Source organism: Stagnihabitans lacustris (genome assembly GCF_025950525.1).
Taxonomy (GTDB): Bacteria; Pseudomonadota; Alphaproteobacteria; order Rhodobacterales; family Rhodobacteraceae; genus Stagnihabitans.
The window spans coordinates 631,136-652,163 of the sequence record NZ_JAPDGS010000001.1 but is presented as its reverse complement, the minus strand read 5'-3'; the positions used below and the strand labels follow the sequence as shown (position 1 = coordinate 652,163).

Sequence of the window (21,028 nt, the reverse complement as noted above, 5' to 3'; positions counted from 1 at the left end):
CCCCAAGACCCTGCCCCAAGACCTTGCCCGTACCGGGTTCCGCCCCCGCCCACCCCCCCGCCCACCCCCCCGCCAAAACCCCAGCCAAAACCCCAGCCACCCGCTGCCAAAGCCTCTTGCAAAACCCCGAGGCCGGCGCTAAATCACCGTCACCTTCGGCGGCGGGTTGGCGGAGAGGTTACGTACCGGATTGCAAATCCGTGTAGACCGGTTCGATTCCGGTACCCGCCTCCAAGGAAATCAGGGCCCTGTGGGCCGACCCTCCCCTATCTTGCACATCTCACGACAGGCCGGCGGCTTGGCTTTGACGCTTGCACCCGCTTTGGCCATAGTGCGGCGGGGGGGAATGGCGATGCGCGTGCTTCTGGCTTGGGAATTGGGCGGCAACTGGGGCCATGCGCGGCGGCTGGAGGCCGTGGCGCGCGCGCTGCAGCGACGCGGCCATGAGGTTCACCTTGCGGTTCAGGACCTTGGCCCCTTTTTGAACATGTCGCATCTGACCCAGACGCATCCGGACCAGGCGAACGACCAACCCGGCGCCCGGCTGTGGCAAGCGCCGCTTTGGGGCGGGCTCTTGCGGTTCTCGCCCATCCGGCCCCTGGGCCCGCCGCGGCGCTTTGGCGATCTTTTGGCCAATCTGGGCCTGCAGGACCCCGCCGCGCTGGAGCCGCTTTTACGCGCCTGGGAGACGCTGTTTCACGCCATTCGCCCGGATGTCCTGGTGGCCGACTTTGCGCCCTCAGCCCTGTTGGCCGCCAGGGGGCGCCTGCCACGCATCGCCATCGGCACGGGCTTTACCGTGCCGCCGACGCATCTGGCCGAATTCCCGCCCTTTCCCGGCGCCGAGCCCGACCCCCAGACCGCCGGCCCCCTGATCGCCGAGCCCCTGCTTTTGGCGAAGGTCAACGCGACCCTGGCGCGGATCGGCCGCCCCACCTTGGACCGCCTGCCCCAGATCACCGAGGCAGAGGCGCTGATGCCCGCCGTCTTTGCCGAACTGGACCCCTATCGTGGCCTGCGGTCCATGCCGCATCTGTCGCCCTTCCTGGCCGGCCCCCTGCCGTCCCGGCCTGCAACGCGTGAGGGGATCTTTGCCTATCTGCCCGGCCGCAGCCTGACCGAGGCGGGCTTTGCGACGCTGCTGGCGCTGGGGCCAAGCGTCCTGGCGGTGATGCCGGACCTGGACGCCCCGCGCCGCGCGGCACTGGTTGCGGCGGGGGTGCGCCTGTCGGACAAGACGCTTGGCTGGGGCCAGATCGCCACCCATGCCGCCGTGCTGTGCAATGGCGGCATGGGCACGGTGTCGCAAAGCCTGGCCATGGGCCTGCCGCTGGCGGTTCTGCCGGGCGGCGTCGAACAGGACCTGACCGCGCGCGCGCTGGCCGCCTGGGGCCTGTCCATCGACCTTGTCACCCTGGCCGACCCCTTGGCGCTGCTGCGGGCGGGGCAGCGAGCCGAGGCGCTGGCAAGCGACTTCCGCACCAGGCTGTCGGACCCGGCCCTTGCCGTGGCCGAACAGGCCGAGACGTTGGCCAAGGGCACGACCTGCGAAATGGTCCACAAACCCGAAACAAGTTGACCCTTCCCCAAGCGGTCCGGTAAACTTTGTTTTAATCATTTTTCTCCGGTTTGAAGGTTCCATCATGATCGTCCTGTTTGATATCCGCTTGGATGGAAGCCTGCTGGATGGGTCCGGCATCAATGCAACCCTGAGCGAAGACACGCAATCGGGCGCCCTGATCGGCGAGCTTTCGGGCGGAACGGATTTCACCCTGCTGGACGATGCCGGCGGTGCGGTCTTTCTGGATGGCAACCAGCTGCGGCTGAGCGAAACCGCGGTTCTGGACGACATGGGCCAGCCGCAACTGACGGTGACGCTGCAAGCTCTTGACGCCCAAGGACAAACCGTCACGGTCGAGGTTCTGATCGGCGTCGAGGCCGCGCCGTCCCACGAGACCTTCCGCGGTTCGGTTGACGGCGACGAGATGTCCAGCGACAACCCGGGGCGCGACTTTTTCATCGGCGGGGCGGGGAATGACACGATCCATGCCAATGGGTCGGATGTGGTCGTCCTGACCGGAAGCCGCAGCGATTACGCCATCGACACGGCCTTCATCCCCTTCACCGATGGCAGCTATGGCGGGACCTATGAGACGACGGTGCAGGACCTGCGCGACGGGGGCGCTGACGACACCGACCTGATCCTGACCGGTGGCGCCGTGGGCTTTCGCTTTGCCGACGGGGATTATCGGCTGGACGAGATCATGGACAGCGACACCCCGGCCCAGCTGACGCTGGATGGCCGCGTGCTGGAGGTGGACAAGCTGATCGCCGAAGACCAGGGCCCGGGCGTGATCGGCCAACTGGGGTTGCGGGGCCAGCCCGGCGCCGTGCCGGGCAACATTTTTGTTGAAGTCCTGGCCTTCAACGACTTCAGCGTCTTTCCCGATACGCTTGACCCCGAATTCAGCCCCTTTGCCATCGACGAAAACGGCGTGCTTAGCCTGACAGAGGTGCTGGATTACGAAGTCTACCAATCCTATGCCCTGCGGATCTTTTATGAGGACGCGGCCGGCAACAACACCATGCAGATCATCGAGATCCAGACCCTGGACCGCGACGATGCGCCGGTTCTGGTGTCGGCCCCCGGTCTGGACGAGCCCTTTGCCATCACCAATTTCACCGATGTGTCGTCCGATCTGCTGGTCGGCACTCTGTTTGCCGATGACCCGGATGGCACTGCGGGGGTGCTGACCTTTGTGCTGGGCGGGGCGGATGCCGACAAGTTCTATGTCCAGGACGGCAACCTGTTCCTGATCGCGGGCACCGTGATCAACACCGGCGCGCCCTTTGACTTTGACCTGACCGTGACGCTGGAGGACAGCGCCCTTGGCGCGGGCGCCGCCATTGACCTGGACATCCGCGTCACCGTGCCCAACCCTCTGGATGCGCTGCGTTGGGACTTTGTTGCGCCCTCTGACATCAAGGTCTTTATCCAGCCGGGCGGCATGACGATCCTGGAAGACTATCTGCTGTTCCAGAACCCCGATGCGGGCTTTGTTTCGCTGGAGTTCTCGGCGGCGCAGGTGACGGCGATCCAGGCGGCCTTTGGCCTGTTCAGCGCCGTGGCCAACCTGACCTTCACCTTTGTCTCGACCCTGGCCGAGGCCGATTTCGCGATGATCGCGGCGCCCAGCCTGGACGGCGCCTTGGCCGATTGGGCCGTGGCAGGCGGGACGCTGACGGCCGACGGCGAGGCGGTGGCCTTGGACGGCTGGGGCCGGTTCGACATGTCGGACTTTGGCAGCGCCAGCTTTGTGCCGGGGACCGAGGCCTTCTATGCCCTGATCCACGAAATCGGCCATGGCCTGGGCCTGGCCCATCCGCATGACACCGGCGGCGGATCGGTGGTGATGGAGGGGGTGACGGCCGACTTCGGCTCGGTTGGCGCCTTTGACCTGAACCAGGCAATCTATACGATGATGTCCTATAACCGCGGCTGGGCCAGCGGGGCACTGGGCCAGGCCACGGCGGCAGGCACTGGCCATGGGGCCAGCCCTGCGGCGCTGGACATCGCGGTCCTGCAAGAGAAATACGGCGCCAACACCACGACCCATGCGGGCAATGACATCTATGACCTGGGCGACACCAGCCATGTCACGATCTGGGACACCGCCGGCATCGACCGCATCCGCTATCAGGGGGCGGTGAACGCGGTGATCTCGCTGGAGGCGGCGACGCTGGATTACACGCTGACCGGGGGCGGCGTGGTGTCGTATCTGGAGATGACGCGGGGCGGGTTCACCATCGCCGCGGGCGTCGAGATCGAAGAGGCCCAGGGCGGGACGGGCAATGACATCCTGTTCGGGAATGCGGGCCGCAACAAGCTGATCGGCGGTTCGGGCGACGATTGGCTTTCGGGCGGGGCGGGCAATGATCTGCTGGCGGGCGGCGGCGGGATCGACCTGCTGGAGGGCGGCGAGGGGATCGACACCGTCAGCTATCAGGCCTCGGCCTGGCGGGTGAATGTCGACCTGGCCACGGGCCTTGGCCGTCTGGGTCAGGCGGCGGGCGACCGGCTGACCGGGATCGAGGCGCTGACCGGCTCTCGCGGGAATGACTGGTTGGCGGGCAATGACGGGTCCAACACGCTGCGCGGCGGGGCGGGGGATGACACGCTTTTGGGCCGGCAGGGCGATGACGTTCTGGCCGGAGGGCTGGGCGCCGACCGGCTGGACGGCGGCGACGGGATCGACCGCGTGACCTATGCCAGCTCGGCCGAGGCGGTGCATGTCGATCTGGGCGCAAGGGCGGGCTTTGGCGGCGAGGCCGAGGGCGACCTTCTGTTGCGGATCGAGGATGTCCATGGGTCGGCCCATGGCGACGACATCACCGGCGCGGCCGGGGCGAACTGGCTGATCGGGGCTGCGGGGGATGACACCTTGCGCGGCGCGGGCGGGGATGACCGCCTGGCGGGCGGGACCGGGGCGGATGTCTTTGTCTTTGACCTGGGCGATGGTCATGACCGGATCACCGATTTCGGCGCGGATGACCTGATCATGCTGACCGCGGCTTTGTGGGACAGCCTGGGGCTGGAGACCTTCGAGGACCTGGTGGCGCTGCATGCCACCCAGGTCGGCGCGCGGGTCGACTTGGCCTTCGGCGCCTTCGATGTCCTGCAGCTGGATGGCACGAACCTGGCCGACCTTGTCCCCGACCGCTTCACCATCCTGGCGGTGATCTCTTGACCTTCGGGGCTTGCAATCGGCGGCTCTTGGCCCTTGTCTGGGGCCAGGAGGAACCCCATGACCGATATCCTGCGCCGCGCGCCCTTCAACCTGTCCGATGAGGCGATTGCCTGGGTCGAGGCCACCAAGGCCCGCCTGACCCCCGCCGAAAAGGTGGGGCAATTGTTTGTCTTTCACTCGATGGGCCAAGACCCCGAGGCATTGGCCCGCCTGGCAAGCCTGAAGCCCGCCGGCATCACCCGCAGCTATACGCCCGACCTGGACTATGAGGCGACTTTTATCGAGGCGGCCCAGGCCCAGGCCAATGTGCCGCTGCTGGTCTCGGCCGACCTGGAGGGCTCGCGCATGAGCCTGGCCGTGGGCACCGAGGTCCCGAACCCGATTGCACTGGCCGCGGTCGATGACCTGGCAGCCAGCCGGGGGATTTCGCGGATCATGGGCGCCGAGGCCCGCGCCATCGGCATCAACTGGAGCTTTACCCCCGTCGTTGACCTGAATAAGGCCTGGCGCAGCGCGATTGTCGCGACACGCGGCTTTGGCGCGGATATCGACACGGTGCAGGCGCAGGCCCTGGCCCAGATCGCCGAGTTCCAGGCCCTTGGCGTGGCGGCGACCGTGAAACACTGGCCCGGAGAGGGCTTTGACGACCGCGACCAGCATCTTGTGACGACGGTCAACCCGCTGTCGATGGCAGAGTGGCGGGCTACCTTTGGCAGGCTTTACGGCGCGGCGATCGAGGCGGGCGTGATGTCGGTCATGTCGGCCCATATCGCCCTTCCGGCCTATGGCGGCGCAGGGGTCGAGGCTTATCGCCCCGCCTCGGTCAGCCGGGCCTTGAACATCGACCTGTTGCGCGGGGAACTGGGGTTCAACGGCGTCATCGTGTCGGATGCAACGCCGATGGCGGGCTTTGGCGCCTGGGGGACGCGGTCCGAAATGCTGCCGCAGGTGATCGAGAACGGCTGCGACATCATCCTGTTTTCCCCCGATGCCGCCGCCGATGTGGCGCTGATTTCGGCTGCGGTGGCGGATGGCCGGATCTCGCCCGAACGGCTGGACGCGGCGCTGACACGGGTCTTGGGGCTGAAGGCCTGGGCGGGGCTGCACAACTCCGCGCCCTTCCGCGTGGACCGCGCCGCGCTGAAACGGCCCGAGGCGGCCGAGTTCGCCCGCAGTGTCACCGCCCGCGCGCCGCATCTGGTCAAGGATGTGGCGGCGACCCTGCCCCTGTCGGTGGCGCGCCATCGCCGCGTTCTGGTGGTGTCAGGCGGGGTGGTCGTGCCCTTTGTCCCCGTCCCCCTGCCCTTCGACCTGCCCGACATGCTGCGCGCCGAGGGCTTTGATGTGACGCTGTTCACCCCCGGCATGAAGGTGATCCCCGAGGACTGGGACCTGATGCTGTATCTGTTTGGCGAGGAAACGCTTCTGACCCGCGGGCGCATCCATCTGGACTGGCTGCGCCTGACCGGCCATTTCGGCGAGGCCATGGCGCGGCGCTGGCATGACATTCCGACCGTCATGATCTCGTTTGGCTGGCCCTATTACCTGTATGACGCGCCCCGGGTGCCTTGCTATATCAACGCCTGGGCCACGATGCCCTCGATGCAAAGCGCGGTGGTCGACTGTCTGATGGGCCGGGCGACGTGGGGCCGGGGGACGCCGGTCGATCCGTTCTGCGGCTTGGGGGATGCGCGGTTCTGACGCCGGGTCTGCAATAGCCCGAGGGCGACCTTTCGGTCGCCCTCTTGTTCTGATCAGGACTTGCGGCGACGCGCGGCGACCAGGCCCGCCAGGGCCGACACCAGCATCAGGCCAGCGGCCGGCACCGGAACGGTGGGCACGGGCGCGGCGGGGGTGTCAAAGCTGATCGACTGCACGGCGTCAAAGCCCAGGTCAAAGACCAGGCTGCCGATATTGCCGCCCGAATAGCCAAACGAGCGGCTGACCCCAGCGGCAGTGTTCATGTTGATCGTGACCAACAACGCGCCAGTCGGATCATAGACCTTGCCGGTGGTGGGCCGGCCGGAGCAGCCTTCGCACATGATCACCTGGAAGGCATTGATCACCGCCTGCGTCACGGTTCCCGGGGTGACAAAAGTGAAAACCAACCGACCATCATAACCGTTGTCGCCAAGGCATCCGTTGGAGCCGGGCGTTATATTGCCGCAACCGCCCTTGCTGTAGCCATCGTTCGACGACAGCAACAGACCGTCATTGATATAGGTCGTGTTTGTCGGCACGGAATCGAAGCTGATCGTCGCGGCATTGACCGCCGTCATGGTGCTGAACGACAGCGCAATGGCGCCGAAAATTTTGAACATCTTGAACATGGCATCTCCTGGGTGGGGCACGTTTCATGCCTTCATGCCCCGAGGTTGGGAAAAATTCGCAAGCCCGATCAAGCCCTTTTGAGCTTCGGTAAAGTTTATCGCGTGTTTTCGGAAACAATGAAGCCGGAACTGCAGGGCATGGGGTGTTTTCGGAACCGACGATCTGTTCGGACCTGTGACGGCTTTGCGGCGCATGTGTGGCACAGCCCAAGGGGCAGCGAATCACTTCGCCAATCGCGCTAAAGATGTGCCAGAACCGAACGTGCGGCGCGCAGGCCCGGGGGCTCTGCGCCTTGGCCAAGACGGTGCATGGTCAGGCGCATGGCGGCCTGTTGGGCGGCGGGGTCGCCAAGCGCCTGGGACAGCGCCTTGGCCACCGGGCCGGGGCGGAAGTCCTCGCCGATATATTCCGGGATCGCGCGGGTGTCGGACACCAGGTTCACCAGCGTGAACGTATCGGTCAACGCCATGCGCCGCATCAGCCACAGCGTCAGCGGGTGCAAGTCATAGGCGATGACCATGGGGCATTGATTGGCCGCAAGCTCCAGACTGACGGTGCCAGAGGCCGCCAGCGCCACATCGGCCTGGGCAAAGGCCGCACGCTTCTGGGCCGGATCGGTGGTGATCAGCGGCTGGACCGGCCAATCCTGGGTCATCTCTTCGACCAGGGGGCGCAGATGGGTCAGGGTCGGCAAGACGGCGGTCAGGCCGGGGTGGGACTTGGACAGCGCGGTCAGCGTCTCACCGAAGCGGGGGGCAAGGCGCAGGACCTCGCTGCGCCGAGACCCCGGCAGGCACAGAACCAGCGGGCTTTGCTTGGGCAGAGTGGCGAGGTCGGCGGGGCTGGCGAGGGGTTCGGCCACGACCGGATGGCCCACGAAGTCGCAGGTCATGCCGGCGGCGGTCATATAGGGCGGCTCAAAGGGCAACAGCGCCATGACATGATCGACATGGGCCGCCATCTTGCGCGCACGCCCCGGGCGCCAGGCCCAGACCGAGGGGGCGACGTAATGGATCGTGCGCAGCCCGGCCGGTTTCACCTGCGCCGCAACCCGCAAGCAGAAATCCGGGCTGTCGATGGTGATCAGCGCCGCAGGTTTGGCGGCGATACAGGCCTGGGCCGCCTGCGCGATGCGGCGTTTCAGGTGGAAATACTTCGGCAGAACCTCGGCGAGCCCCATCACCGACAGCTCTTCCATCGGGAAAAGCGAGGTCATGCCCTCTGCCTGCATCAAGGGCCCGCCGATGCCCTGAAAGGTCACACCGGGCGACAGCTGTTTCAGCCCCGCCATCAGCGCCGCGCCCAGTTTGTCGCCCGAGGGCTCTCCGGCGATCAGGAAAAAGCTTAGCGCGCCCATAGATACAGGCCCTTTTCCGCGGCAAAGGCCAGAGCCTTGGTCCGGTCCAGAAGGATCACGCCATGGGCCTCGATCACCAGACCCGCAAGCCCCGCCTTGGCCACACCCTGCAGCGTGGTCAGGCCCACTGTGGGCAGATCGACGCGGCGGTCCTGACCGGGCTTGACGGCCTTATACAGCAGCCCCTTGGCGCTTTGCGGCGCCCATTCCGCCACCTGCGCCAACAGCGCATCGGTGCCGGGCAAGGCCTCGACCCCCAGACACAGGCCCTGCGACACGACGCAGGCCTGACCCAGATCGACCGCCCCCATCGCGGCAATGATGGCTGCGGCGCGGGTGGCGTCCCGCGCGGCGTCCATGGGCAATGTGCCCGCCAACAGGCCGGGGCCGGGCAGCAGGTCGGGGGCCAGATCGGCAATGCCCTGAACCTGCAGCCCGTGATCCTCGAACAGGCCAAGGATAAAGCGCAAGGTCCCGTCATCGCCGCCCTGAAACGCCGCGAGAAGCTGCGGCACCAGCATGGCGGTGGCAGGATCGAACAGGGACGGGTCAAGACGGGGCCGCGTCACAGCGCCCGCCAGGCAAACCCGGGTGATGCCGCGGTCGGTCAGGTGGCGCAGAAAGGGGATCAACCGTTCCAGCCGAAAGGTCACATCCGGCACCATCGCCGGGGCAAAGCCGTCCAGCGCGCACAGATAGGGACGTTCGGGCAAAGCGGCCAGCAGGGCGCCAGGCAAGCCGCCCTGCCCCGCGATCAGGGCCAGGGTCATTTCGGCGTCAAAAAGCTGCGGTCCGAGGACTGCAGGATAAAGGCCGCGATCTCGGCCACTTCAGGGGTCTGCGAGTCCACCAACCGGCGGGCGCGGTCGGCAAAAGAGCCCTCGCCCTTGGCCAGTTCCTCGAACGCATGACGCAGGGCATGGATGGCGGCGCGGTCCAGGCCGCGGCGTTTCAGGCCCACAAGGTTCAGCCCGTCCAGCTCTCCGCGTTGGGCCTGCACCAGGCCATAGGGGATCACGTCGTTCGTCACCATCGTCACCGCGCCGATGATCGCGCCGCGCCCGATGCGGACCCATTGGTGGATGCCCGACAGACCGCCGATGATCACGTCATCGCCGATCTGGCAATGGCCCGCGATGGCGGCGCAATTGGCCACCACGATGCGGTTGCCCAGGATGGCGTCATGCCCGACATGAGAGCCCGCCATGAAAAGGTTGTCATCGCCAACCTGCGTCAGCCCGCCGCCGCCCTCGGTGCCAAGGTTCAGCGTGGCGCCCTCGCGGATGCGGTTGCGCGCGCCGACGATCAGCCGCGTGCGCTCGCCCTTGTATTTCAGATCCTGCGGCACGCCGCCGACCGTGGCATGGGGAAAGATCACCGATCCGGCGCCAACCTCGGTCCAACCCGACACAACGGCATGGGACTTCAGGTCAACCCCGTCGCCCAAAGTGACCTCGGGGCCGACCAGGCAAAACGGGCCGATGGTGACGTTTTCCCCAAGCTGGGCGCCCGGTTCGATCACCGAAGAGGGGTGAACGACGACCGCCATTACTTCGGGATCTCGAACATGGCGGTAAAGGTGGCCTCGGTGGCCATCTCGCCATCGACCATGGCCTTGCCCTCGAATTTCCAGACCTTGCCACCGCCGCGCAAAGCTTTGACATGCAGTTCCAGCACATCGCCGGGCACAACCTTGCGGCGGAATTTCACGCCGTCGACGCCCATGAAGAAGACCTTGGCCTGCTTGTCGACCAGATCCATGGACAGACCGACCAGCACGCCCGAGGTCTGGGCCATCGCCTCGATGATCATGACGCCGGGCATGATGGGCATATCCGGGAAATGGCCCTGGAAATGCGGCTCTGAATTGGTGACGCATTTGATGCCGACGCAGGATTCGTTGATCACCACGTCACGGACCTTGTCGATCAGCAAAAACGGATAGCGGTGCGGGATGATCCGCTTGATCAGGTCAAGGTCTGCACTGGTCACGGCGTCGGTCATAGGGTCCCCCTGCGTCTTTTCCCCTGACTATCAGGCGAAAAGAGACAGGACAAGCCGGGGGAGACCCGGGCTACGCAAGCGGAGACAGAGCCGCCCGGCGCTTTGGTTCGACCGCGTGGCCGGGGGTATGGGCGTGGAGAGGAGGTCAGGGCGCGGGGGGCACAGCCTCACGCGGGCCGGTGCCGTCGCCCAGGCGCGCGTCCAGCGCCGCGATGGCGCGGTCGGTCAGGTCGATCGAGTCAAAGGACAGGATCACCGCCTCTTTGTTCAGGATCGCATAGGCGCCGATCTGGCCCATCAGCTCTGCCAGGATCGGAACCGCAGCCTGGAAAAACGCCTTGCGGTCGGCGTCCCGCTCGGTCTTCAGCGCCTCGACCTTGGCGGCCTGATCGGCGCGGACCTTCTCGACCTTGGCGTCAAAGGCCTTGGCCAAGGGTTCAAACGCCTGCGGCGTCAGGCCCTGGCGGCGCTGGGTCAACTCGGCCTCTTCGGTCGACAACTCCGCCTCGATCCGGCGGTTTTCGGTGGCCAGAGCCTGGCTTGCGGCCTGGGCCTTGGCCTCCAGCGCGCGGCCAAAGCGGCTTTCGGTGTAAAGCCGGTCCTGATCCAGGGTGGCGATCTGCGGCGCGGGAAGCGGAGCCGCCGGGGATGGGCCAGTCTGGGATGGGCCAGTCTGGGTCGGTTCAGTCTGGGCCGGGGCCACCGTGCCCCAGGCCAGCAGCCCCGCAACAATCGCCACCAGGCTGCGGAGCCCCAGGCGCATCAGAACTTCGTCGTGATCGAGAAGTCGAAGTTCTGCTCCTTGTCGGAGTCCTCTTTCTTCAGCGCCTTGGTGAAGTCAAAGCGCAAAGGCCCGATCGGCGTGTCCCACAACAGCGACAGGCCCAGAACGGACCGCAGCTTGAAGCTGTCGTCCACCGTGCCGCCGCCCGTATCATCCAGACCCCAGACCGAGCCCACATCGACAAAGGCGCCGCCGGTGATGCCATATTCCTCGGGCAGGCCCAGGGGGAATTCGCTGTCCAGTTTCGCCACGGCAAAGAGGTTGCCGCCCAAAGCCTCGCCGCTTTGCACCGGACCCAGGCCCCGAACCTCGAAGCCACGGATCTTGCCGCTGCCGGAGAAGCGGTCGATGACCCGGCTGCCCGTGTCGCCCAGCGAAGAGACCACCCCGCCCTCAAACGTGGCGCGCAAGGTCACGTCGTCGTTGAAGACCTTGGTTTCCGTCAGCGCACGCAGGTTGGTCGTGATCGACTGGCCATCGCCGCCGATGCCGGTGAAGTCCTGGCCGAACTGCACCAGGGTGCCGCCCTTGGGGTTCAGACCGGTGCCGCGGGTGTCCCAGATCAGGCTGTAGCCCAAGGACGAGGCCCAACGCCCGCCCTCTTCGGCCTTCAGGATCGACGAGGCGCCGTCGATGTTGTCGATCGTCTCGTTCGCGATGCGATAGTTCAGCCGCAGCCTTGTGGTCGAGGCAATCGGGAAGGTCAGGCTGGGCGAGAAGGACGCAATGGCCGTGTCGTAATTCGCGTTGGTCGCATGTTCGGTGGTGTTATAGGACGCCGAAAGCCCCAGCGACAGATCACGCCCCAAAAGCGCCGGTTCGGTAAAGTCGATGCGGCTGTCGACATTGTCGGCGCCGGACTGGATGTTGATCGTCAGCCCCTGGCCACGGCCCAGGAAGTTGCGCTCGGCAAAGCCCACGTTCAGGCCAAAACCGGACGACCGCCCATAGGCCGCCCCAAGGGTCAGCGACCCGGTCGGCTCTTCGGCGACCTCGACCTTGACGACAGCGGTGTCGGGCGCGCGGCCCGGCTGTTGGGTCACGGCCACACCGGAGAAGAACCCCAGCGCCCGGATGCGTTCGGCCGCCTGCGCGATGTCGCGGCGGTTCAAGGGGTCGCCCTCGACGGTGCGGAACTGGCGGCGGATCACCTGGTCCAGCGTGGTCGTGTTGCCCTCGATGTCGATGCGTTCGACAAAGGCGCGCTCACCCTTGATCAGGACGAAGTTGACATCGACCGTCCCGGCCGCGTCGTTGCGGGTGATGCGGGGATCGACGGTGACGAAGTTCAGCCCGTTTTGCAGGGCAATGGTCTCCATCGCCTCGACGGTGTTTTGCACCGTGTTGGGCGAATAGGCCGTGCCGCCACGCGGCTTGCGGGCGCGGTCGAAATCGGCGGCCGCAAGCCCCTCGATTTCCGAGGTGACGGTGACAGCGCCGATCTTGAACGCCTGGCCTTCCTGAATGGTAAAGGACAGGAAGGTCCGATCCCGTTCGCGGGCATAGCTGGCCGAGGCGTCCAGGATGCGGAAATCCATATAGCCGCGCGACAGGTAAAAGTCGGCCAGAAGCTGCTTGTCCAGCTCCAGCCGGTCTTCGTTATAGGTGTCGCGCTGGATCAGGCGGCGCAGGATGCCGGCCTGTTTGGTGTTCAGGATCTGGCGCAGGCGGTAATCCGAAAAGGCCTGGTTGCCGACGAAAGAGATCTCGGCGATCTCGTTCACGTCGCCTTCGACGATTTCAAAGACCAGGTCGACGACATTGCCGCTGCGGCGGATCACCTTGGGGGTGACGCGGGCGGCGGTGCGGCCCTTGGACTGATACAGGTCGGTGATGGCGGCCGCATCGGCCTCGGCCTGGGCGACCGACAGGATGCGACGGCCGGCCAGTTTTACCACGGTCAGGATCTCTTCGTCCTTGACCAGCTTGTTGCCCTGGAAATCGACCTCGCCGATCATCGGGTTTTCGATGACATCGACGCGCAGGGTGGACCCCTGCGGCACCAACTGCACCGACCGGAACAGGCCCGAGGCAAAGATGCGCTGCCAGGCGTCGTTCAGCTGGCCCTGACTGACCTCGCCCTTGGGAAGCGCCAGAAATGCGGTGATCGTGGCGCCATCCACCAGCTGATTGCCGCTGATCGCCAGGCTTTGCACCGTGAAGCCCTGCGGCACTTCGGCCACCGGGGGGGCGGCCTGCTGATCGGGCAGGCCCATCGACAGGCCCAGATCCTCGGCCGTCTGCGCAAAGACCGGATAATCCGGGATCGTCAGCCCCAACAGAGCCACAACCGCAACCGCCGCGCCCAAGCGCCCCGTCACACCGATATTCCGCGTCATCATCGCATTCCGCCCCAACCAATTCCTGTCTGACTAGCCCCTTCCCCGGGGCTTGTCAAAATGAGGGCGCTGGAAGGCCAGCTTTGCCTGTGGATAAGTGCCTAGCAGCGGTAAAGATCGTTCGACAGCGCAAAGAGCATCACGCCCAGCAAAAGCGCCATCCCCGCCGTCATCAGGACCTGCATGACACGGTCCGAGGGCGGCTTGCCGGTAAGGGCTTCATAAACATGGAAAACCAGATGACCGCCGTCCAGCACCGGGATCGGGAACAGATTGAGCAGCCCGATGGCCAGCGAAAAGACCGCGACGGTCTGGATGAAGCGGTCGAACCCCACCTCGGCCGCGGCCGCCACGGCCCCCGCCATGCCCACGGGCGAGGACAGGTTGCAGGTCGATATCTTGCCCGCCACCATGGCCACCATGCCCTCCAGGTTCACCCGGATCACGGTGATTCCCTGCGTGACGGCCAGGGTCGAGGCCTCCCACAGGCCCGGGGTCCGCGTCTCGGGTTCAAACAGCGCGCCGGGCGACAGGCCGATCAGCCAGCGGGTCTCGAACCCACCCTCGGCCTTGGGCAGGTCCATGCGGCGCGGGGTCATGGTCAGATCAAAGGTCTGATCGGCGCGGCGGATGGTCAGTTCGACCGGCTTGCCATCGCTGGCCTTCACGATATCGGGCAGCTGGTCGAAACTGGCGATGTCCTGGCCTGCGGCGCGCAAGATGATGTCGCCGGGCTGCATCTCGGCCTCCATCGCGGCCGATTTCAGCATGACTTCACCGACCAAAGGCGGCAGGGGGTTGGGGCCAGTCAGGCTTAGCGTCTGGCCCGCGCGTTCGACCTGATAGGCGACCTGGGCCTTGCCGGTCAGCGTGCCTGCGACCTCGTAAAAAGCGGCGAAATCCGGGGTCTCTTGGCCATCGACCGAAACGATGCGGTCGCCGGCCTGAAAAATCGCGCCCAATTCCGTGGTCTTGCCGATGCGGACCTCGTCGGTGGCCAGCCCCTGCGCGAAGATGACGCTGACAAAGATCACGAAGAACAGCAGGAAATTGGCGAAGGGCCCGGCCAGGACTGTGGCGGACCGCGCCCACAAAGGGGCACCCTGCATGGTCTGGCGGCGCTCGGCATCTGAGAGTCCCGAGACATCGCCGGGCGCCGAGGCCGCATCGGCGTCGCCCTTGAACTTGACGTAACCGCCCAGCGGGATCGCGGCCACCTGCCAGCGCGTGCCATGCCGGTCGACCCGCGAAAACAGCTTGGGCCCGAATCCGATGGAAAAGACCTCGGCCTTGATGCCCGACCAGCGGCCCACGATGTAATGGCCATATTCATGCACCGTCACGATGATGACGATGGCCAGAAGAAACCACAATATGCCGATCATGCCCGCCCCCATTCCGCCGCGATCTGATGCGCGGTCTTGCGGGCGAGATGGTCCATCGCCAGCACCTGTGCAAGCCCCTTGGGGCTTTGGTGAAAATCACTTTCGCGGGACAGCGCGGTCAAGGTCGCCTGCACCAGGTCCGCCATCTGCAGGAAACCCAGGGTCCCCGCGATGAAATGATCCAGCGCGCTTTCCTTGGCCGCGTTGAAGACCGCGCCCGCAAGCCCGCCCGCCGCCATGACCTCACGGGCCAGACGCAGCGCCGGATAGCGGGTCAGATCGGGCGCCGCAAAGGTCAGCCCGCCCAGCGTCGCAAAGTCCAGCCGCTTCACCGGCAGGGCTGCGCGGTGGGGCCAGTTCAGCGCGTAACCGATGGCATGGCGCATGTCGGGCGTGCCCATATGGGCCATGATGGCGCCGTCCTGAAACTCCACCGCGGAATGGATGATGGACTGGGGATGGATCACGACCTCGATCTGATCGGGGGTGACGCCAAAGAATTCCCGCGCCTCGATCACCTCCAGCGCCTTGTTGAACATGGAGGCGCTGTCGATGGTGATGCGCTGGCCCATGGCCCAGTTGGGATGGGTGCAGGCGTCCTGTAGCGTCGCGCGGGCCAGCCGTTCCAAAGGCCAATCCCGCAGCCCCCCGCCCGAGGCGGTCAGCAGGATGCGGGTGACGGTGGACAGATCCTCATGGGCCAGCGCCTGAAAGATGGCGGAATGTTCGCTGTCGACAGGCAGGATGCGCGCCTGATGCTGGGCGGCATGGGACAGGATCAGGGGGCCCGCCGTCACCAGGCTTTCCTTGTTGGCCAAGGCCAGCGTCGCCCCCGTGGCCAAAGCCGCCATCCCCGGCGCCAGACCCGCGGCCCCCACGATGGCCGACATGACCCAATCGGCCGGGCGGCTTGCGGCCTCGATCACCGCTTGGGTGCCCGCTGCGGCCTCGGTGCCCGTGCCGGTCAGCGCGGCACGCAGGTCGGGCAACAAGGCCTCATCGGCGATCACCGCAACCTCTGCCCGCAGCGCGCGGGCCTGAGCGGCCAATCGCGCGACATTGCGGCCGCCGGTCAGGGCCACGACCGCGACATCGGCATCCTTCAGCAGATCAAAGGTGCTTTCCCCGATCGACCCCGTGGCGCCCAGAACCGAGACCTTGCGCATGTCAGCCTCCGATCGGCAGGGGCAGGACCAGCCCCCAGACCCAAACCGCCAGAACCGCGCCGATCAGCGCGTCAAAGCGGTCCAGCACGCCGCCATGTCCGGGGATCAGGTTGGACGCGTCCTTGACCCCCGCCCGCCGCTTCAACAGGCTTTCGGCGATGTCGCCCAACTGGCCGGCAAAGGCCACCAGCGGCGACAGCAGCACAAGCGCGGGCGTTCCATGGCCGGTGATGACCAGCCCCAGCCCGACCAAGGCCGCGCCGACCCAGCCCGCCACCGTGCCCGACCAGGTCTTTTTCGGGCTGGCCTTGGGCCAGAACTTTGGCCCCCCCAGCAGGCGACCGGCAAAATAGCCCATGATGTCGGACACCACGACGACCAGCACGATCCAAGCCACCAGGATCGCGCCGCGCTGATCCAGCTCGATGAAATGATGCGCTGCAAACAGCATCACCGCGGCATAAAGCCCCAAAAGCCTGCCATCGCGGCGCGGGGTCAGGGCCAGGGCCAAGGGCGCCGCCAAAAGCGCCGGCCAAAGCCCCCATTGCGCCGCAAGGATGCCCCCTGCCCCCAGTCCCGCCACCAACAGCCGCGAGGGCGCATGGTCCGCATCGGTCAAGGCCGCCAGCTCCCAGGCCATCAGCGCAAAGATCGCCGTGGTCATCAGGACAAAGGTCAGCCCCCCCGCCCAGACCGACAGGACCCCAAGCCCCGCCAGCACAAGGCCCGAAGCCAGCCTGACGCCCAGGTCAGCCCAGCGGTTTGACCTCATGCCGAAACCACCCCGCCAAAGCGCCTTTCGCGGTTGCCAAAGCGCGAGACGATGCGGGCCAGTTCCTCGGGCGAGAAATCGGGCCACAGCGTCGGGGTGAATTCATATTCGGCATAGGCCGCAGCCCAGGGCAGGAAATTCGACGTCCGCGTCTCGCCACTGGTGCGGATCACCAGATCGGGGTCGGGCAAGGCGGCGGTGTCCAAGCGCGACGAGATCAGCTGCTCGCTCACATCGCTGGGCGCCAGATGCCCCGCCGCCACATCGGCCGCAATCCCCGCCACCGCGCGGCGCAGTTCATCGCGGCCGCCGTAATTGATCGCGATGGTCAGGTTCAGGCGCGAGTAAACCGAGGTCCGCGCCTCGATCCCCGCCATCAGTTTTTGCAACCGGTTGTCCAGTTTCGACCGATCCCCGATGAACCGCATCCGCACAGATTCAGCGGCAAGGCGGTCGGCCTGATCCTCGATATAGCGGGCAAACAGCGACATCAGGCCAAGGACCTCTTCGGTCGACCGCTTCCAGTTTTCTGTGGAAAAGGCATAGATCGTCAGCCACTTGATCCCCAGGTCGGGGGCGCAGCGGACGATCTCTTTGACGCGCTCGGCGCCCTTGCGGTGGCCGACAAGCCGCGGCCACCCCTTGTTCGTGGCCCAGCGGCCATTGCCATCCATGATGATGGCGACATGTTCGGCGGGGCGCCCCCCAAGGGCTGAGGCTGCGGTCACGGGCTCAGACCTGCATGATCTCGGCGGATTTCGTTTCCAGCATCTTGTCGATGACCAGGATGCATTTGTCGGTCATCTCCTGAACCTCGTCCTGCCACATCTTCTGGTCATCCTCGCCCATGCCGGCGGCTTTGGCCTTCTTGATCTGGTCCATGCCATCGCGGCGCACGTTGCGGACGGCGACCTTGGCATGTTCGGAATATTGGCTGGCGACCTTGGTCAGCTCTTTGCGGCGCTGTTCGTTCAGCTCCGGGATCGGCAGGCGGATCAGCGGGCCATCGGTGACGGGGTTGATGCCAAGCCCGCTCTCGCGGATCGCCTTCTCCACCTTGGAGATCATGCCTTTGTCCCAGACGTTGATCACGACCATCCGCGGTTCGGGCACGTTGACGGTGCCCAACTGGTTGATCGGCGTCATCTGGCCGTAAGCATCGACCTGGATCGGATCGACCATCGAGGCCGAGGCGCGGCCCGTGCGCAGCGAGGCAAATTCGTTTTTCAGCGCATTCAGCGCGCCATCCATCCGGCGCTGCAGCGCAACGGTGTCGATATCCAGATCGTCCTGGGCCATGGTGTCCTCATGCGTTTGCCCCTCTGCCGGGGGCGTTTTCCGTTCTATAGGGGAAAGCGCCCCGCAGGTATAGCGGGGGCGCTTGCAGGAAATGTGCAGGGGGCTTAGCCGCCGACCTTGGTATAAGTGCCGCGGCCCGAAAGGATCGCGCGGAACCCGCCGGGCTCGTCCAGCGAAAAGACCACGATGGGCAACTTGTTGTCGCGGGCCAGGGCGATGGCGGTGGCATCCATCACGCCAAGGTTCTTTTCCAGACATTCGTCATAAGAGACCGTGTCATAACGCACGGCATCGGCGTGTTTCTTGGGGTCCTTGTTGTAGACGCCATCCACCTTGGTGCCCTTGAAGACCGCCTGACAGGCCATCTCGTTGGCGCGCAGCGTCGCCGCGGTATCGGTGGTGAAATAGGGGTTGCCGGTGCCCGCGGCAAAGATGCAGACGCGCTTTTTCTCCAGGTGGCGGACGGCGCGGCGGCGGATATAGGGCTCGCAGACCTGATCCATCGGGATGGCGCTGATGACCCGGGTGAACACGCCAAGCGATTCGAGCGCGGCTTGCATGGCCAGCGCGTTCATCACCGTGGCCAGCATCCCCATGTAATCGGCCGTCGTGCGCTCCATCCCCTGGGCGCTGCCCTGCAACCCGCGAAAGATATTGCCGCCGCCGATCACCATGCAGATCTCGACACCCAGGTCGCGGACCGAACGCACCTCTTCGGCGATGCGTTGCACGGTGGGGGGGTGCAGGCCATAGCCCTGGTCGCCCATCAGGGCCTCGCCCGAGATTTTCAGCATGACGCGGTTGTAGGTGATCTTGTGGTCGGTATCGGTCATGGCGGCCCCTCATTGGATTTCGCCGCAAAATGGGCCAAAACCGCGGCAGGATCAACCGTGTGGGGGCCAGCCCCCACACCCCCGGAGATATTTGGGTCAGTATGAAAGAGATTTCGCGCGAAAGGCCGGTTCTGATCGCGGGGCCGACGGCCAGCGGCAAGTCAGCCCTGGCGCTGGAGCTGGCGGCGCGCGATGGGCGGGTGGTGGTCAATGCCGATGCCTTGCAGGTTTACGCGCAATGGCGGGTGCTGACGGCGCGGCCCTCGGTGGCCGAAGAGGCGCGCGCGCCCCATGCGCTTTATGGCCATGTGGGCCGCGTGGCCTATTCGGTGGGCGATTGGCTGCGGGATGTGGCGGGCCTGCTGGATCAGCCGGTGGTGATCGTCGGCGGGACGGGCCTGTATTTCATGGCGCTGACGGAGGGGCTGGCTGAGGTGCCCCCCGTGCCGCCCGAGGTGCGCGCGCAGGGCGATGCTTTGCGGCTTGGGGATTTCGCGGCGATGGTGGCGGGGCTTGACCCCGAGACCGCGGCGAAAACCGACCTGAAGAACCCGATGCGGGTGCAGCGCGGATGGGAGGTTCTGACCGCCACGGGGCGCGGTCTGGCCTGGTGGCAGGCCCAGACACCGGCGCCTTTGGTGCCGGTGGGGGCCGCCGAGGCGCTGGTGTTTCGCCCCTCGGTCCCCTGGTTGGACGCCCGCATTGCCCGGCGCTTTTCCGTCATGTTGGAGGAAGGCGCGCTGGAAGAGGCGCGTTTGGCCCTGTCCCATTGGGAGCCCCTGGCTCCCTGGGCGCGGGCGATCGGCGCGCCCGAACTGGTGGCGCATCTGCAGGGCCGGATGACCTTGCCCCAGGCGCAAGAGGCCGCCACCCTGGCCTCGCGCCAATATGCCAAGCGTCAGCGCACCTGGTTTCGGGCCCGCATGGGCGACTGGCAACCTGTGACCCCCGGGTGACGTCTGGGCGTCATTCCGCCTCTGGTTGCACCCGCGCCCTTCTTTCGCCACTTTTTTCGCTTGGGACTGCGGCCATGCCTTGCTATCGGTAGGGCTCACGAGAATGCGAGCCATCATGACCACCCCCACTTTCCGCCTTGTCGCCATTCCCAGACTTGCCGCCGGCGGCCGCTGGCGGGTCGAGGCGATGCGGTCCCTGTCAGAGGCTTGTTTCCTGTGGTTCACCAAGGGCCAGGGCCGCATCACCATCGCAGGCCAGACCCGCGGCTATACCGCCCACAATGGCATCTATATCCCCGCAGGCGTCATGCACGGCTTTGAGGTCGGCGGCCAAGTCTTTGGCACGGCGGTGTTTTTCGGGAAAGAGGACCTGGACCTTCCCGCCGATCCGCTGCATCTGCGCATCCGCGAGGTTCACGCCCAGCAAGAGCTGAACGTGACGCTGGACGCCATCCAGCGCGAGTTGGACACCGACACCCCCGGCCATGACAAGGCGGCGCGGGCGCATCTGGGGCTTTTGGCCGTCTGGATCGAACGCCAAGCCGCCAAATCGGGCGAGACGCTGAAACCCGATGCCGCCAAGAAGCTTGTCAGCCGATTCACCAAGCTGATGGAGGAACGCTTTCGCACCGGGGCGGGGGTCGGCGACCTTGCGGCCGAACTGGGCGTGACGGCCACCCATCTGACGCGCTGCTGTCGCCAGACCTGCGGGCGCAGCGCCATCGACCTGCTGCAAGACCGCCGCATCTTTGAGGCGCGGCGCATGTTGGCGGAAACGAAACTGCCGGTGAACCAGATCGGCGAGAGCCTGGGCTTTCACTCGGCCGCCTATTTCACCCGCGCGTTTCAGCACCTGACGGGGGCTTCGCCCACCGCCTTCCGCCGCAGCCAGTGAACGATTCGCCTCCGTTGTAACGGAGGCCCGTTGGTCGCCCCAGGACGGCCCACAAGCCCCTGAACCGCCAAGCTTTGATCAAAAGCCGCCCCTGCTGCGGTGCGGCATTTGCTCATGCAGCGGCAAGGCGTCCAACCGATGTCGCAAATGAGCCCCCAT

General features: G+C 65.9%; 18 protein-coding genes and 1 tRNA gene. 6 read left to right on the top strand and 13 right to left on the bottom strand.

All coding sequences use genetic code 11. The features are described from left to right. The first annotated feature begins 160 nt into the window (after positions 1–160). From NX862_RS03115 to NX862_RS03085, 4 genes are all read left to right on the top strand, one after another. Positions 161–234: transfer RNA gene (locus NX862_RS03115), tRNA-Cys, on the top strand. A 112-nt stretch (positions 235–346) separates the two neighbouring features. Further along, a complete protein-coding gene (locus NX862_RS03110) occupies positions 347–1,579 on the top strand; it encodes a glycosyltransferase family protein (RefSeq protein ID WP_264492404.1) in 1,233 nt (410 codons plus the stop codon). 64 nt (positions 1,580–1,643) lie between these two features. Then, entirely contained in the window at positions 1,644–4,748 is a 3,105-nt protein-coding gene (locus NX862_RS19370) for a matrixin family metalloprotease (protein WP_319800860.1), read from the top strand. Between the two features lie 57 nt (positions 4,749–4,805). Further along, positions 4,806–6,449 carry a glycoside hydrolase family 3 protein gene (locus NX862_RS03085; RefSeq protein ID WP_264492403.1) on the top strand — a complete coding sequence of 548 codons (1,644 nt, stop codon included), beginning with the start codon at positions 4,806–4,808 and terminating at the stop codon, positions 6,447–6,449. Between the two features lie 53 nt (positions 6,450–6,502). On the opposite strand, the gene NX862_RS03080 is transcribed toward NX862_RS03085, so the two are convergent. The 13 genes from NX862_RS03080 to pyrH all read right to left on the bottom strand — a co-directional run bounded on the left by NX862_RS03080 (position 6,503) and on the right by pyrH (position 19,018). Then, positions 6,503–7,078, bottom strand: a complete 576-nt coding sequence (locus NX862_RS03080; protein ID WP_264492402.1) for a VPLPA-CTERM sorting domain-containing protein — start codon at positions 7,076–7,078, stop codon at positions 6,503–6,505. Between the two features lie 239 nt (positions 7,079–7,317). Then, complete coding sequence (gene lpxB / locus NX862_RS03075; RefSeq protein WP_264492401.1) at positions 7,318–8,436, bottom strand: lipid-A-disaccharide synthase; 1,119 nt, start codon at positions 8,434–8,436, stop codon at positions 7,318–7,320. Next, a complete protein-coding gene (locus tag NX862_RS03070) occupies positions 8,424–9,206 on the bottom strand; it encodes an LpxI family protein (RefSeq protein WP_264492400.1) in 783 nt (260 codons plus the stop codon). Before NX862_RS03070 ends, lpxB begins: the two co-directional genes overlap by 13 nt. Beyond that, positions 9,203–9,985, bottom strand: coding sequence for an acyl-ACP--UDP-N-acetylglucosamine O-acyltransferase (gene lpxA / locus NX862_RS03065; protein WP_264492399.1), 783 nt, complete (start codon positions 9,983–9,985; stop codon positions 9,203–9,205). The genes NX862_RS03070 and lpxA overlap by 4 nt, the downstream gene beginning before the upstream one ends. Next, positions 9,985–10,440: a 3-hydroxyacyl-ACP dehydratase FabZ gene (gene fabZ / locus NX862_RS03060; protein ID WP_264492398.1), complete on the bottom strand. Its 456-nt coding sequence runs from the start codon at positions 10,438–10,440 to the stop codon at positions 9,985–9,987. Before fabZ ends, lpxA begins: the two co-directional genes overlap by 1 nt. 145 nt (positions 10,441–10,585) lie before the next feature. Further along, positions 10,586–11,203, bottom strand: coding sequence for an OmpH family outer membrane protein (locus tag NX862_RS03055; RefSeq protein ID WP_264492397.1), 618 nt, complete (start codon positions 11,201–11,203; stop codon positions 10,586–10,588). Further along, the gene (bamA, locus tag NX862_RS03050; RefSeq protein WP_264492396.1) at positions 11,203–13,563 is read right to left on the bottom strand and encodes an outer membrane protein assembly factor BamA; all 2,361 of its coding nucleotides are present in this window, start codon (positions 13,561–13,563) and stop codon (positions 11,203–11,205) included. The genes NX862_RS03055 and bamA overlap by 1 nt, the downstream gene beginning before the upstream one ends. 101 nt (positions 13,564–13,664) lie before the next feature. Next, positions 13,665–14,948: an RIP metalloprotease RseP gene (gene rseP, locus NX862_RS03045; protein WP_264492395.1), complete on the bottom strand. Its 1,284-nt coding sequence runs from the start codon at positions 14,946–14,948 to the stop codon at positions 13,665–13,667. Further along, positions 14,945–16,114, bottom strand: a complete 1,170-nt coding sequence (gene dxr, locus NX862_RS03040) for a 1-deoxy-D-xylulose-5-phosphate reductoisomerase (RefSeq protein ID WP_264492394.1) — start codon at positions 16,112–16,114, stop codon at positions 14,945–14,947. Before dxr ends, rseP begins: the two co-directional genes overlap by 4 nt. Before the next feature lies 1 nt (position 16,115). Beyond that, on the bottom strand, positions 16,116–16,886 hold the full coding sequence (locus NX862_RS03035) for a phosphatidate cytidylyltransferase (protein WP_264492393.1): 771 nt from the start codon (positions 16,884–16,886) through the stop codon (positions 16,116–16,118). Then, positions 16,883–17,614: a polyprenyl diphosphate synthase gene (gene uppS, locus NX862_RS03030; protein ID WP_264492392.1), complete on the bottom strand. Its 732-nt coding sequence runs from the start codon at positions 17,612–17,614 to the stop codon at positions 16,883–16,885. The genes NX862_RS03035 and uppS overlap by 4 nt, the downstream gene beginning before the upstream one ends. Positions 17,615–17,618: 4 nt before the next feature. After that, on the bottom strand, positions 17,619–18,185 hold the full coding sequence (gene frr / locus NX862_RS03025) for a ribosome recycling factor (RefSeq protein ID WP_264492391.1): 567 nt from the start codon (positions 18,183–18,185) through the stop codon (positions 17,619–17,621). A 104-nt stretch (positions 18,186–18,289) separates the two neighbouring features. Then, on the bottom strand, positions 18,290–19,018 hold the full coding sequence (pyrH, locus tag NX862_RS03020) for a UMP kinase (protein WP_264492390.1): 729 nt from the start codon (positions 19,016–19,018) through the stop codon (positions 18,290–18,292). Between the two features lie 101 nt (positions 19,019–19,119). Here pyrH and NX862_RS03015 point away from each other — a divergent pair, with 101 nt between their 5' ends. Continuing rightward, positions 19,120–19,974 (top strand): tRNA (adenosine(37)-N6)-dimethylallyltransferase, encoded by an 855-nt coding sequence (locus NX862_RS03015; RefSeq protein WP_264492389.1) that lies wholly within the window; start codon positions 19,120–19,122, stop codon positions 19,972–19,974. Positions 19,975–20,089: 115 nt separating this feature from the next. Beyond that, a complete protein-coding gene (locus NX862_RS03010; protein WP_264492388.1) occupies positions 20,090–20,869 on the top strand; it encodes an AraC family transcriptional regulator in 780 nt (259 codons plus the stop codon). The last annotated feature ends 159 nt before the right edge of the window (positions 20,870–21,028 follow it).

Coding starts and splice junctions, on each gene's coding strand:
- NX862_RS03110 (WP_264492404.1), top strand. CDS start 347: ATGGCGATGCGCGTGCTTCTGGCTTGGGAATTGGGCGGCAACTGGGGC.
- NX862_RS19370 (WP_319800860.1), top strand. CDS start 1,644: ATGATCGTCCTGTTTGATATCCGCTTGGATGGAAGCCTGCTGGATGGG.
- NX862_RS03085 (WP_264492403.1), top strand. CDS start 4,806: ATGACCGATATCCTGCGCCGCGCGCCCTTCAACCTGTCCGATGAGGCG.
- NX862_RS03080 (WP_264492402.1), bottom strand. CDS start 7,078: ATGTTCAAGATGTTCAAAATTTTCGGCGCCATTGCGCTGTCGTTCAGC.
- lpxB (WP_264492401.1), bottom strand. CDS start 8,436: ATGGGCGCGCTAAGCTTTTTCCTGATCGCCGGAGAGCCCTCGGGCGAC.
- NX862_RS03070 (WP_264492400.1), bottom strand. CDS start 9,206: ATGACCCTGGCCCTGATCGCGGGGCAGGGCGGCTTGCCTGGCGCCCTG.
- lpxA (WP_264492399.1), bottom strand. CDS start 9,985: ATGGCGGTCGTCGTTCACCCCTCTTCGGTGATCGAACCGGGCGCCCAG.
- fabZ (WP_264492398.1), bottom strand. CDS start 10,440: ATGACCGACGCCGTGACCAGTGCAGACCTTGACCTGATCAAGCGGATC.
- NX862_RS03055 (WP_264492397.1), bottom strand. CDS start 11,203: ATGCGCCTGGGGCTCCGCAGCCTGGTGGCGATTGTTGCGGGGCTGCTG.
- bamA (WP_264492396.1), bottom strand. CDS start 13,563: ATGACGCGGAATATCGGTGTGACGGGGCGCTTGGGCGCGGCGGTTGCG.
- rseP (WP_264492395.1), bottom strand. CDS start 14,948: ATGATCGGCATATTGTGGTTTCTTCTGGCCATCGTCATCATCGTGACG.
- dxr (WP_264492394.1), bottom strand. CDS start 16,114: ATGCGCAAGGTCTCGGTTCTGGGCGCCACGGGGTCGATCGGGGAAAGC.
- NX862_RS03035 (WP_264492393.1), bottom strand. CDS start 16,886: ATGAGGTCAAACCGCTGGGCTGACCTGGGCGTCAGGCTGGCTTCGGGC.
- frr (WP_264492391.1), bottom strand. CDS start 18,185: ATGGCCCAGGACGATCTGGATATCGACACCGTTGCGCTGCAGCGCCGG.
- pyrH (WP_264492390.1), bottom strand. CDS start 19,018: ATGACCGATACCGACCACAAGATCACCTACAACCGCGTCATGCTGAAA.
- NX862_RS03015 (WP_264492389.1), top strand. CDS start 19,120: ATGAAAGAGATTTCGCGCGAAAGGCCGGTTCTGATCGCGGGGCCGACG.
- NX862_RS03010 (WP_264492388.1), top strand. CDS start 20,090: ATGACCACCCCCACTTTCCGCCTTGTCGCCATTCCCAGACTTGCCGCC.